Raw genomic sequence first — 12,908 nt, 5'->3', positions numbered from 1 at the left:
GTCAGTCTCCCAAATATGCGTTCTCGGCGCGCAGCCGGGCTTGCAGGGCGCCCACCTTTACCTGTCGCAGCTCGCCCTGTGCTTGCATCGCCAGAGCCGCGCCAGTGCCCGCGGCATGGCCCATCGCCATCGCCGTGGGCATGACCCGAAGCGCGGCAAAGGCCTCGTGGGTTGCGCTAATGCCGCGCCCGGCCACCGCCACGTTGCGCAGCCCCTCGGGCAGCAACGCTCGCCAGGGGATGTTGTAATGGTGGTCCTCGGAGAACTCGATGAAGGTAATCTCCTTGCCTGTAGGCTTGTGGACATCGATTGGGTAAGCCCCGGCGGCCACGGTATCGTCAAACCTCTCACCCCGCGTGATGTCCTCTCGGGTCACCACGTAGTCTCCCCGCACGCGGCGCGTATCGCGAATGCCGAGTTGCGGCGCAATGGCCGAAAGGCGCGCCTCGCCGCAGCCCGGCATATGCACGGTGAGAAAGCGAGAAATCTCCAGCGCCTGCCGTCGCCCCTCGATCTCGCCGGCGCTCACCGAGAAGGGGTCGTCGGGGTCCACGGAGACACGGGAAATGTTGAACCACGCGGCATTGGCACCCGGCACGCGGGAGTAATGCAGCGCGGCGCGGGGGAGCGCGCCGCTCTCCAGTCCTTCGGCCACCACCCGGTCACGATCGGCCCGGCTCATGCCCTCCAGAGCGGCAATGTCCACCGGCGCCATCTCGAACATCATCGTGCCGGGTTGCAGCGCCTCGCCCTCGTTCAGGCCGAGGAAACGGCCACCGGCGACGGTGACGAGGCTCATGTCGCCCGACGCATCGATATAACAGGCGGCGCGCAGGCTTAGCGGCTTGCCCGCCGCCCAAACCCTCAGTTCGGTGACATGGCCGCCCTCGCAGGCCGCGCCCATGTTGACCGACTTGAACAGGATGCGCACGCCCGCCTCGATCAGCATCTGCTCCAGCGAGACCTTCAGCACCTGCGCGTCATACTCGATGCGGTTCATCACGTGGCCGGTTGACATCACGAAGGTGCCCAGTGGCCCGCATCCGCCATCGGCCCTGAGCCGCTCCACGATCTCCTCGGCCACGCCGCGGATCACGGTGCGGCCCGACCGGGTTTGCCAGCCGACGAACTGGCCCACCATTCCCGCCGTCGCCGCGCCGCCCAAGAAGGCGTTCTGTTCGATCAGCAGCACCTTCGCACCATTGCGGGCCGCTGCCAGCGCTGCGGCGCAACCGGCCATGCCGCCGCCCACGACGATCACATCGCATTCCGCGTCTGCGCGCAGGGGGGCGCTGGTATCTGGCATTCGGTGACCTCCTCCCGGTCGTCTGGTGCGCCCGACCCTAGTTGAAGCGAGCGGCGGAGACGATTAACATTCGATCCGACGGCTTTAACGTTTGGTTAAATGCCCGCAAGCAGGGGGAACATGGATGATTTCGATCCGGCAGGTGGAGGTTATCCGCGCCGTCATGGTCGCCCGTTCGGTCAGCGGCGCAGCACAGCTGCTCAACGTCTCCCCCGCCGCCGTCAGCCGGATGCTGCGCCATACCGAGAGCCAGATCGGCTTCGCACTGTTCTCGCGCGCACCCAATGGCTTCGTGCCCATGCCCGAGGCCCACGCGCTGCTCGACGATCTCGAACAGGTCCACAGCAGCCTCTCCCGCATCGAGGCCCGCCTCACCGGACAGGCACGCACCGAGACCGCCCTACGCATCGGCACCTCGCCTGGCCTCGGCCTCAGCGTGGTGCCCCACGCCCTCTCCCGGCTTCAGGCCCGCCAGCCCGACCTTCGCTTCGAACTGGGGGTCATGCACGTCGACGAGGTGCTGCCCCTGCTCGAATTCCGCCGCTACGACTTTGCCCTGACGATCTACGAGATCGACGACCCGAGGCTCAACATCCGGAAAATTGCAGAGGCCCCGCTGGTCTGCCTGATGTCCCTCGACCACCCGCTTGCCGGGCGCGAGCGGGTAACACTTGAAGAGATCGCCGCCCATCCGGTGATCGGCTACAACCCCCAGGCCTTTCAGCAGCAACTGATCGACGACATGTTTCGCAGCCGCGGCCTCGCCCCGGATTACCGGGCCCGCTGCCGAGTGATGAGCACCGCCTGTGTGCTTGTGGAAGAGAACCTCGGCCTCACCCTCCTCGACCGCTTCACTGTCCACGGTCGCATCCCTGAGGGCACCTGCGTCGCCGCCATCGACATCGACTACTGCTTCCCGCTGAACGTGATCAGTATGCGCGATGCGCCCCTGTCACGTGACGCAGAGGGTTTTCTGGCCGAAGTGGAACGGATGTTGGCCAACTGAGCCACTTTATGCTGTGAGGGGAGTGCCAAACTCAATTGCGGCGCGGGCCACTCCCACGCGCACGGTTTGGATCGAGGCATCGAAGGACTCGAGAACCTCAGTGACGGGCTAACGTTCGATGATCTGCGTTGTTATCTGCTCTCGAGTTCAGGCAGTCAGACGAGCATTTTGTTGTGGATTGTCCATCCTTCGGTTTTTTCGGCTGAAGATTGGTAAAGGTCGGCTAATCACGCATCGGATGACCAACCTTCTCAGACTTCACATCTAACTCATAGATCTGCGCTGTCCCGCTCCGGTCGGATGTAAACACAACCTTCCGTCCGTCCGGTGAGAACCGTGGATGCGGGTGGGTGTGCTGCGGGGCATGCACCTTTACCGGCCCGTTGTTGTAGGGGAACGGGTCGGCCCAATGCGCACCCTGCGAGCTGGCCTCCGGGCGGTGAAGCGGGGTGGGCGGAGCGGATCCGTCGAGCGAGAGCAGGTGCAGGCCTCGGTCGGGAAAGTTGGTATCGAAGATCAGGTGGGCGCCTGTGGCGTCGGGCGCACCGTGCCAGACCGGGAAGTCGGTCAGCATCCGAACCTCGCCGCTTTCCGGGTCGATCTCACCGAAGCCGTTGGGCCAGTCGACAAAGAGCACGGTTCGATGCCCGGGGCGCCAGACCTCATGGGTGATCCACTGCATCTCATGCGCGCGCTCGAAGATGCGCCGGGCGTTGCCCTGCCGGTCCGTCACCCAGACCCGGTCAGTCATGGGCCCCGCATAGAGGATCAGGTTGTCATCGTCGGGGCAGAACTGCGGGTGGCCGATGGTGGGCGCTTCCAGGAACACCTCCGCGCTCTGCGTCTCGGTATCCACCAGCCAGAACCGGCTGACCGCGCCGCTCTTCACCGGCACCGCCCAGTAGCGCCCGCAGGCCGAAAGCGCCGTAGTGCCCATCGCCGCGCCGACCATCCCGGCCTCGCGCATCTCGCGGCTGTCGAAATGTGCCAGCACTTCCACCCTCCCGTCGCGCGGCGACACCCGTTTGCCCTCCTGCCCGGCGACGAAATAGATCCAGTCGCCGTCGCGCGAGGGGATCACCGACCATTCGGCCAGCGCGGGCTCTTCGGTGAGCTGAACCAGGTCGGCGCCCGGCGCGGGCTCGATGAAGATCTGCGGGCTGCCGGTGCGGTGCGAGATCAGCAGCAGAAAGCTCATCGCCGCGTCCCAGGCGTCAACAAAGAAGAACGGGTGATGGTGTATCGAGCCGTGCTGCGTGATCTGGCGGAGTGTCGCGCCGGTGCCGTCGTTGAATGGCGCCGACTCGGAGCGGTGGTGGGTGTAGGGCATGGTTACTCTGCGGGGTTTGGAAGCGTGCGTGCACTGCTGCGGGCGGTGAAGGCCACGACAATCACCATGGCCCAGCCTGCGGTCAGCGCCACCAGCCAGGCGGTGCTGCCCGAAGGCGCGATCACCGCGACCAGCCCTGCGAGGCCGATGGGCAGGCGCGTGGCCCAGCCCAGCGGGCGCATCGCCCAGCCGCCGAAGGCCACGGCCCAGAGCGCGGTGCTGACCAGCAGAGAGAGCGCACTGAAGGCGATTTGCCCCGCGCCGCCCTGGGCCAGCACGCCCGGGTCGAAGACAAAGGCGAAGGGCACGAAAAAGGCCACGAGGCTGAGCCCGAAGGCCGAGAGGCTGGTGTGCACGGCAGAGGCCTTGCCCACCGCTGCGGCAGCGAAGGAGGCCAGCGCCACCGGCGGCGTCACCATCGAGAGCACGCAATAGTAGAAGATGAAGAAGTGGGCGGCGAGCGGGGCGATGCCGAGGTCTTCGATGGCCGGCACAAAGAGCACCGCGCCGATGATATAGGCGGCCACCGTGGGCAGCCCCATGCCCATGATGATGCAGCCGACCATGGCCAACATCAGGGAGGCATAGATCGAGCCTTCGGAGAGCGACAGCAGCGAGCCCGCGAACTTAAGCGCGAGGTTCGATTGCACGGCGACAGCGATGACAAGACCGATGGCGGCGATCGGCACGGCCACCTCGGCCGCCTGGCGCGGGGCGTCCCGCAGAGCCTCAGCGATCTGCTTCCAGCCGATCCGCGTGGACGCGCGGAGAAAGGGAACCACGAGGCAGGCGAGGGAGGCCACAACCGCCGAGTAGGAGGCCGAGTAGCCACTCACCAGCAGCCCGATCAGCACCAACGGCGGCAGGATCAGATGGAGGCGCGGGCCAATGGCCGGGGTCTGCGACACCTCCTCCGAGGTCAGCGCCCGCACCCCGTCGCGGCGGGCGGACAGGTCCACCACCAGCAGCAGCGCGAGGTAGAAGGCGACCGCCGGAATCAGGCCCGCCAGCGCGATCTGGGCGTAGGGCATGCCGAGCAGCTCGGCCATGATGAAGGCGGCAACGCCCATGATCGGCGGCATGAGTTGCCCGCCGGTGGAGGCAATGGCCTCGATCCCTGCGGCCCGGGCTGCGGGCACGCCGGTGCGCTTCATCAGCGGAATGGTAAAGACGCCGGTGGAAACCACGTTGGCCACCGCCGAGCCCGAGATCGAGCCCATCAGCGAGGAGCCGATGATGGCGGCCTTGGCGGTCCCGCCGGTGGCGCGTCCGGCTGCGCGGATGGCGAGGTCGATGAACAGCTGCCCACCGCCCACCGCCGCGTAGAAGGCGCCGAAGAGGATGAAGTAGAAGACAAAGCTGACCGAGGTGGATGTGGTGATGCCAAGCACGCCCGCCGTGGTCATGGTGGTGATCTCGGTCGCCGCCTCCACGCCGAAGCCGCGGAAGTTCAGCCAGCCGGGCAGCACGTTGCCCCAGAAGGCATAGGCGATGAACGCCAGCAGAACCCACACCAGCACCCAGCCCACCGCGCGGCGGGAGCCTTCAAGCAGGAGGAACACCAGCAGTGCACCGAACAGGATATCGGTCGTGAAAATCGGAGAGACGTTCTCCATCCGGGTCGTCAGCCGCTCGAAGCCGGTGAGGTAGTAGCCCAGCACCGCGAGCGCGGCGAGAATGGCCGCCGCATCCAGCCCGATCCGAAGCCAGCGCGGCAGGCGGGGGGCGGTGAGCGGCTTGTAGAGAAACAGCAGGACGAGGGCGAAGGCGAGGTGCACCGGGCGCTCGAAGAGGGGCTGTTGCGGCTCGAACAGCAGCCAGACCTGGAAGGCGATCATCGCCACGCCGACGACAAAGGCGGCAGTCAGGGCGGGGCTCTTCAGGATCATCTCGCGCATGGTGTCCTCCCTGGGCGCAAAACGGATGTCGAAGGGGGGTGCCGCGCCGCCGCACAGGGCGGCGACGCGGGCGCGGCCTTACAGCAGGCCGGCTTCCTTGAAGTAGCGGATCGCGCCGGGGTGCAGTTCGATGCCGGTGTTTTCTGGCAGCATCGCCTTGGCCGGGTCGAACCGCGACCAAGCGCCATGGGAGGCCTTCAGCGCCTCGGCGTTCTCGATGATCGCCTTGGTGATCTGATAGGCCGTCTCCTCGTCGAGTGCGGCATTGGCGATCAACACGGTGCCGAGATTGGCGCCCGAGGTGGCCGCAGTCTGGCCCTTATACCATTCCGGGCCATAGCTGCCCGGGGTCAGGCCGTTTTGCGCGAGGAGGTCCATCGCAGGGGCGGGGATGTCGAGAAAGACCACTTCGTTGGTCAACGCGACCTCGGTGATCGTAGGATGCCCTTTGATCATCGTGTCGATGTAGACATCGGCATTGCCGTTGCGCATCTGGTCGGCGATCTGGCCGGTATCGACCTGGATGATATCGCCGCCATTGGCCTTGATCTCATCGGCCGAGGTGCCGAGTCCTTCGAATATCATCTCTGCCACCGGAACGGCGGACGAGCCAACCGGCTTCATCAGCACGCGCACCGGCTCACCCGAAGCGAAAATTTCCGAAAGGTCAGTGGTGCCCATCTTGTCGGTGAAGGCCTTGCTGGCCAGCACGCCCACGTAAACGTCATTCAAGCCGCCGACGAGTGCGCGGATGTCGGGCGCGGCCATACCGTTGTAAACGTCATCGCCGTTCTTCGCCCAGACGGCAGAGGCCACGTTCGACAGGGCGATCTCGGCCTTGCCGCCCTGCACCACCATCGGGTTGGCGACACCGCCGCCCCGGGCGATCACCTCGACAGAGTTGTCACCGATGATCGGCTCGATGATCTGCTCGAGCGTGGCGGCAAAAACATACCACGACGAGCCCTCGCGCATGGCCCCGATGCGAACCTCCTGCGCAGCGACAGATGTGGCGGTGGTGGCCGCAACGGCGGCAGCGGTAACGGCTGTGCGCAGGCGCGGAAAAATTGCGTGTTTCATGTTGGTCCTCCCTTGGGTTCAGGATGCCCCCGGCGCGGGCCGGGGGCAAATTGCTTGGGTCACTCAGCCGCGATGGCCAGATCGACACGGCCGATCCCGGCTGCCTCGAAGGCAGCCTCGATTTCGCGCTCGGCAGCGTCGCCGAGGTCTTTCAACGGCTCGCGGATGGTGGCGTGATCGAGCAGGCCGCGATGGCGCAGGCCGATCTTCAGGGCCACTGTGCCCTCCATGTGCGACCCGCGGTGATAGACCGCCTGGGTCACCGGCAGCAGCCGCTCGAAGATCTCGCGGGCGGCGGTGTAGTCTTGGGCCTTGCCGGCGTGGATAAGGTCGATCAGCAGCTCGGGCGCGATGTTGCCGTAGCCCACCAGCAGGCCGTCGACGTCGAACATGGTCGGCAGCAGCCACTCGTCATGGCACGACAGCACCTGCAGCTCGGGCTGGGCCTCCTTCAGCGCCGGGATCTCGACATACCAGCGCTTCATGTCGCGCACGCCGTTCTTGGTGGCAACGCAACCCTCTTGGGCCGCGATCTCGAGCTGGGTGTCGAGGTCGTAGTTGGCCTTGGTGGCAGCCGGATACTGGAACAGGATGGTCTGAAGCCCGCCCTCCTCGTAGATCGCCTTGTAGCGATCCTGCGGCGCACCCTTCTGAAAGCCGAAGCGAAGCCAGCCGTGGTTGGGATACACCAGCGCGCCGGTCGCACCGGCATCGAGCGAGCGCTTCGCCTCCTCGGCCGCCACCTTGGTGCCCTCGCCGGTGATGCCCGCAATGATCGGAATGTCGACTGCGTCCTTGTAGGCGCGGATAAGCTCCAGCCGCTCGTCGGTGGTCAGAAAGGTGCCCTCACCGGCATGGCCGAGGATGACGAGTGACTTCACCTCGTCGAAGCTCGCCAGCCACTTGGCAATGCGCACGTTGGCATCGATGTCGAGCGAGCCGTCGCGGTTGAAGGCGGTCACGGGAGCGGGGTTCAAGCCGCGAAGATCCATGGGTTGCATGTCGGAAGTCTCCTCCGGGGTGGTGTGTCTGTGTCTAATCCAACGTTCCCTAGCCAACCCGTATCGCCAGATTGGGAACGTTTGCGGGAACGTTCCCAAAAATGCATTGCCAGCGTGACGAGTCAAGTGGTAGTTTGCAGGCAGACCACATTTTGCCGATCAAGGATCATCGCCCGTGGATACCGAAGTGCCCGCAAACCGTTCCAAGCTTCGTGTCACGCTCCACGACGTGGCGCGCGAAGCGGGCGTGTCCAAATCGACCGTCTCGCGCATGCTCGACGAGCGCTTGCCGCAGTCTGACTCTCCCAAGGCGCGGCGGGTTCGCGAGGTTGCACAAAGGCTTGGCTACGTGCGCGACCTCTCTGCGGCGAGCCTACGCCGCGGCTCCACAGGACAGATTGGGGTCATCGTTCCGCGCCTGACGGACACGGTCATGGCCATGCTCTACGAGGCGCTGGCCAAGGCGGCCGCGCAGAACGGTCAGTTCACCATCGTGGCCACCACCGACGACAATCCCGATGCAGGCCGAGCCGCCGCCGAGGCACTGATACGGCGCGGAGTCGATGGATTGATTCTGGCGACGGCCCGCACCGACGATCACTTCACTGACGAGCTTCGCGAGCGCGGCGTGCCCGTCGTCTTGGCGCTGCGCCACAACGGCTCAAGCCCTGCGTCGATAAGCGACGACAGGCTCGGCGGCTACCTCGCCACACGCCACCTACTAGACCTGGGCCACCGCCGCATCGGCCTCATCACGGGTCCAAGCTACGCCACGAGCGCACTGGGGCGCGTGGAAGGATATCGTAAGGCGATGGAAGAGGCCGGGGTGAAGATCGCCCCCGAACTTGTCGCGCCATCCTCCTTCAGTATTGAATCCGGCGAAGAGGTGGCCAACGCCCTACTGGCGCTCAAAGACCGCCCAACCGCCATCTTCGCGGTCAACGACAACACCGCCATCGGCGCACTCTCAGCGATCGGAAAGGCAGGTCTTTCCGTGCCGGACGACGTATCGCTGGTAGGTTACAACGACATTCCAATTGTCAGTCGGCTACCGACACCTCTGACCTCCGTCCGCGTCCCCTTCGACCAGATCGCTGCTTCGGCTTTGAGGATGTTGAGTGAAGAGGTGCCGAGCGGATTCAATGCAGTAGCTACCCCAACACTTATTCCCCGAAGATCAACTGCGCGTGTGCCAGAGAGAGGTTAAGGGCCCCGAACACCATCTCGCCCGCCCCCGAGTGTTCATCAAAACTGTCCACGAAACCAACCATGCACTTAATGGCCTTGGCGAAGCCAATGCGGCCTTCAGGACCCGATGTATCAAGCGGCCTGCCGACGGTGAGGGCTAGTTAAACCGGGCGCATTGGCTTAGCTACGTCTCGCACGGAAACCCCATGATCAGCGCGTCAGTGACGTCGGGATTCTTGTCACCCGCGCCACTTATCACGCTCATGTGATCTTTGTTACACGCAAGCCAACGGGCCCCTGTCTATAAGGGAGGCATAATCAGGAGACTGAGATGCCTCGGGCCAAGACCAAGTTTACACAGAGCGATCTGCAGCGCGCTATCAAGGCCACCCTGAACGCAGGGTTGACCGTGTTCGGCGTGACCATCACCCCTCAGGGCGCGATATTCGTCGATACCGCGCAGCGGATCGGAGACGGACCCCAGGCGAGCCCCGAAAGCGAGTTCGACCACTGGAACGCTAACCGCAGTCAGCGTGAGAGGCATTAATGCACGTCCGGCTGAAGGGTCTCAACACCGTCAAGTCCAAGCTCGCCGACGGAACCTATCGGACCTACTACTACGCATGGAAGGGTGGGCCTCGTCTGCCCGGCGCTCCTGGCGACCCGGAGTTCATGGCTGCCTATCAGAAGGCGATCGATGCCAAGTTGGACACTCCGTCCGGAACGCTGGCCGCCGTTTTGAATGCCTACCGCACATCACGGCGTTTCGAAGAGCTCGCATCCCGGACGAAGCGCGACTACGAGAAGCACCTTCGTCGCATCGAAGCCGAGTATGGGACCTTTCCTATCGCCGCACTAACGGATCGGCGGACGAGGGGAGAGTTCCTCACGTGGCGAGACGCTCTGGCTACCAAGTCTCGCCGGCAGGCCGACTACACCTACTCTGTGCTCGCTCTGGTTCTCTCCTGGGCACAGGATCGCGGCCTCGTGCCCAGCAACCCGTGTGAGCGCCCAGGCCGCACGTATCGCTCGCGTCGCGTGGAGAGCGTATGGAAACAGGAAGATGAAGCGCGCTTCATGCAGGCGGCTCCACCCCACCTCCGTCTCGCCTTCCTGCTCGCGCTTTGGACAGGGCAGCGCCAAGGCGATCTGCTGCGCCTCACGTGGTCGGCGTTCGATGGCGAGTGCATCCGCCTCAAACAAAGCAAGACCGGCGTGAGGGTCACCATCCCGGTCGGGAAGCCGCTCCTTGAGGCACTGAACGGCACCGAAAAGACAGCCGTGACGATCCTCACCACCGTGCGCAATACCGCGTGGACCGAGTCAGGCTTCCGGGCATCGTGGCGGACGGCTTGCAAGGCAGCAGGGGTGGAAGGGCTCACCTTTCACGACCTCCGCGGCACCGCAGTCACCCGCCTCGCTCTCGCCAGATGCACCACGCCGGAGATCGCTACGATCACCGGCCACAGCCTCAAGCAGGTCGAGACGATCCTCGACGCGCACTACCTGAGCCGAGACGCAAAGCTCGCACTATCTGCGATCCGCAAGCGCGAAGCGCACGAAACCGGAACAGGTTTTCCCAAATGAACGCCCAAACGGCGCACCCTGCTCGGGGCGCAACATCACGAACTGTCAGGAAATGCTTGGTAGCGGAGGAGGGACTTGAACCCCCGACACGCGGATTATGATTCCGCTGCTCTAACCAACTGAGCTACTCCGCCAAAAGCGAGGGCCGATGTAGTGGCCGGGGGGCGAGCCGTCAAGGAGAAAAAGCGGCCCCGATTGATGCCAGATCGTGAACAATCGCCACCACGCCACCCCATTGCCACGCCGCCCGCCCCGCAACCCTCCGCCATCGCCATTTGCCACCCGCCGCCGGGCCGCTATCGTCTGCACAGAGCCAACGGAGAGCCCGCGTGCAAGCCACCCCGAGCCTGACAAAAGACATCCTGCTCATCGGCGGCGGCCATGCCCATGCGCTGGTGCTGCGCCGCCTCGGCATGGCGCCCATCCCGCAGGCCCGGCTGACGCTGGTGAACCCCGGCACCACCGCGCCCTACTCCGGCATGCTCCCCGGCCATATCGCTGGCCACTACCCGCTCGATGCGCTCCAGATCGACCTCCACCGCCTCGCCCGCTTCGCCGGCGCCCGGCTGATCGACGGCCACGCCACGGCAATCGATCGCACCCTACGCGAGGTTCTAGTCCAAACCGCCTCCGGCCCCCGCCGCCTCGGCTATGATATCGCCTCGCTCGACATCGGCGTCACCTCTGACATGCCGCAAATCCCCGGCTTCTCCGAGCACGCCTGCCCGGCCAAGCCACTCGATGCCTTCGCCGCCCGCTGGCAGGCCTTCGCGGAGGCCCCGGGCAGCGCCCGCGTGGTGGTGATCGGCGCCGGGGTCGCCGGGGTCGAGCTGGCCATGGCTGCCCACCACCGCCTCAGCGCCGCAGGCCACAGCCCCAGCGTCACGCTGGTCGATGCCGGCACCGCCCTCTCCGCCCTTGGCGGCGGCTCCCGCGCCCGGCTCTTCGAAACTCTCCGCAAGGCAGGCATCCCCTGCCTCGAGAACGCCCGCGTCACCCGCGTCACAACCGAGGCCGTCCACCTTGAAGATGGCCGCGAACTGCCCGCCGATTTCATCATTGGCGCGGGCGGCGCACGCCCTCACGACTGGCTCGCCGAGACCGGCCTCGATCTGCAGAACGGTTTCATCCGTGTCGGCCCCGGCCTGCGCAGCACCAGCGATCCCGCGATCTTCGCCGTCGGCGACTGCGCCCACTTCGAGCCCGACCCGCGCCCCAAGGCCGGTGTCTACGCTGTCCGCGCCGCCCCTGTGCTGGCCGAAAACCTTCGCCGCGCCACCAAAGGCGGCGCCGCTCTCAAACCCTTCCGCCCCCAGCGCGACTACCTCAAGCTCATCTCCCTCGGCTCCCAATCCGCACTGGGCGAAAAGCTCGGCCTCACCGCCTCCGGCCCCTGGGTCTGGCGCGTGAAAGACAAGATAGACCGCGCCTTCATGGCAAAGTTCACCACCTACCCCTCCATGACCCCCGATGACCCGGCAGCCGAACCCATGCTCTGCGCCGGCTGCGGCGCCAAAATCGCCCCCACCGCGCTGAAGGCCGCACTGGCCGAGCTGCCCGCCCCCGAGCGAGACGACGTGATGAGCTTGCCCGGCGACGATGCTGCCATCCTCGCGATGGAGGGCGACTGGCAGGTCATCACCACCGATCACCTGCGCGGGTTTACCGAAGACCTTTCGCTGATGTCCCGCATCGCCGCCGTCCACGCGCTGGGGGATATCTGGGCCATGGGCGCCCGGCCGCAGGCGGCGCTGGCCTCCGTCACCCTGCCTCGCATGTCCCCCGAGATGCAGGCCCGCTCCATGCGCGAGGTGCTCACCGCCGCCAGCGCCATCCTGCGCGATGAAGGTGCTGAGCTGGTCGGCGGGCACAGCTCGATGGGCGCCGAGGTGCAACTCGGCTTCACCGTCACCGGCCTGCGCACCGCCTTCCCCGTGGGGCTGGAAAACGCACAGATCGGCGACGCGCTCATCCTCACCAAACCCATCGGCACCGGCACCATTCTTGCCGCCGACATGCGCGGGCGGGCCGAGGCCACCTGGGTCGCCGACGCCCTCGCCTCCATGGCCCGGCCCCAGGGCGGCCCTGCCCGCCTGCTCGCCACCGCCCACGCCATGACCGATATCACCGGCTTCGGCCTCGCCGGGCACCTCATGGCCATCTGCGAGGCCAGCAAGGTCGCCGCCACGCTCAAGCTCGCCGCCCTGCCGCTCCTGCCCGGCGCCGCCGAACTGGCCGCCAAGGGCATCCGCTCCACCCTCTGGGCCGAGAACCGCGCCGCCGTCGCCAGCCGCATCGCCCTGCCCGCCCCAGCCCCGCCCGAGGCCGACCTGCTGTTCGATCCGCAAACCGCCGGCGGCCTCCTCGCCGCCGTCCCCCCGGGCCGCGCCGCCAAGCTCCTGACCGACCTCCAGGCCATGGGCTTCCCCGCCGCCCGCATCGGCCAGATCACCGCGGGCGAGCCCTTCCTGACGGTGCAGTAAAGCCCCGCCCTGCCCTTCATCTTGGCCCA

The 12,908-nt window shown here is 66.0% G+C and carries 10 protein-coding genes and 1 tRNA gene; 5 read left to right on the top strand and 6 right to left on the bottom strand.

The window, feature by feature from the left end; genetic code table 11:
- Window position 1: 1 nt before the first annotated feature.
- Window positions 2-1,306 carry an FAD-dependent oxidoreductase gene (locus ACUXVX_RS03235; RefSeq protein WP_446310341.1) on the bottom strand — a complete coding sequence of 435 codons (1,305 nt, stop codon included), beginning with the start codon at window positions 1,304-1,306 and terminating at the stop codon, window positions 2-4.
- 124 nt (window positions 1,307-1,430) lie between these two features.
- Between ACUXVX_RS03235 and ACUXVX_RS03230 the strand changes: the two genes are divergently transcribed.
- Window positions 1,431-2,312 (top strand): LysR family transcriptional regulator, encoded by an 882-nt coding sequence (locus ACUXVX_RS03230; RefSeq protein ID WP_446310340.1) that lies wholly within the window; start codon window positions 1,431-1,433, stop codon window positions 2,310-2,312.
- A 223-nt stretch (window positions 2,313-2,535) separates the two neighbouring features.
- Here ACUXVX_RS03230 and ACUXVX_RS03225 read toward each other — a convergent pair whose 3' ends face one another.
- The 4 genes from ACUXVX_RS03225 to ACUXVX_RS03210 all read right to left on the bottom strand — a co-directional run bounded on the left by ACUXVX_RS03225 (window position 2,536) and on the right by ACUXVX_RS03210 (window position 7,582).
- Window positions 2,536-3,642, bottom strand: coding sequence for a TolB family protein (locus ACUXVX_RS03225; RefSeq protein ID WP_446310339.1), 1,107 nt, complete (start codon window positions 3,640-3,642; stop codon window positions 2,536-2,538).
- 2 nt (window positions 3,643-3,644) lie between these two features.
- A complete protein-coding gene (locus ACUXVX_RS03220) occupies window positions 3,645-5,540 on the bottom strand; it encodes a TRAP transporter permease (RefSeq protein ID WP_446310338.1) in 1,896 nt (631 codons plus the stop codon).
- A 78-nt stretch (window positions 5,541-5,618) separates the two neighbouring features.
- Window positions 5,619-6,620, bottom strand: coding sequence for a TAXI family TRAP transporter solute-binding subunit (locus ACUXVX_RS03215; protein WP_446310337.1), 1,002 nt, complete (start codon window positions 6,618-6,620; stop codon window positions 5,619-5,621).
- 59 nt (window positions 6,621-6,679) lie between these two features.
- Window positions 6,680-7,582, bottom strand: coding sequence for a dihydrodipicolinate synthase family protein (locus ACUXVX_RS03210; RefSeq protein WP_446310336.1), 903 nt, complete (start codon window positions 7,580-7,582; stop codon window positions 6,680-6,682).
- Window positions 7,583-7,796: 214 nt separating this feature from the next.
- Between ACUXVX_RS03210 and ACUXVX_RS03205 the strand changes: the two genes are divergently transcribed.
- The 3 genes from ACUXVX_RS03205 (at window position 7,797) to ACUXVX_RS03195 (ending at window position 10,396) form a co-directional block, all read left to right on the top strand.
- Window positions 7,797-8,828 carry a LacI family DNA-binding transcriptional regulator gene (locus tag ACUXVX_RS03205; protein ID WP_446310335.1) on the top strand — a complete coding sequence of 344 codons (1,032 nt, stop codon included), beginning with the start codon at window positions 7,797-7,799 and terminating at the stop codon, window positions 8,826-8,828.
- Between the two features lie 312 nt (window positions 8,829-9,140).
- On the top strand, window positions 9,141-9,356 hold the full coding sequence (locus ACUXVX_RS03200; protein WP_446310334.1) for a hypothetical protein: 216 nt from the start codon (window positions 9,141-9,143) through the stop codon (window positions 9,354-9,356).
- Window positions 9,356-10,396: a tyrosine-type recombinase/integrase gene (locus ACUXVX_RS03195; RefSeq protein WP_446310333.1), complete on the top strand. Its 1,041-nt coding sequence runs from the start codon at window positions 9,356-9,358 to the stop codon at window positions 10,394-10,396. The genes ACUXVX_RS03200 and ACUXVX_RS03195 overlap by 1 nt, the downstream gene beginning before the upstream one ends.
- Window positions 10,397-10,453: 57 nt before the next feature.
- Here ACUXVX_RS03195 and ACUXVX_RS03190 read toward each other — a convergent pair.
- Window positions 10,454-10,530: transfer RNA gene (locus ACUXVX_RS03190), tRNA-Met, on the bottom strand.
- A gap of 195 nt (window positions 10,531-10,725) precedes the next feature.
- Here ACUXVX_RS03190 and selD point away from each other — a divergent pair.
- The gene (selD, locus tag ACUXVX_RS03185) at window positions 10,726-12,879 is read left to right on the top strand and encodes a selenide, water dikinase SelD (RefSeq protein WP_446310332.1); all 2,154 of its coding nucleotides are present in this window, start codon (window positions 10,726-10,728) and stop codon (window positions 12,877-12,879) included.
- Window positions 12,880-12,908: the final 29 nt, after the last annotated feature.

This window comes from Vannielia sp. SX4, from assembly GCF_052828525.1.
The sequence above is the reverse complement of the archived record's forward strand: the minus strand, read 5'-3'. Positions and strand labels throughout refer to the sequence as shown.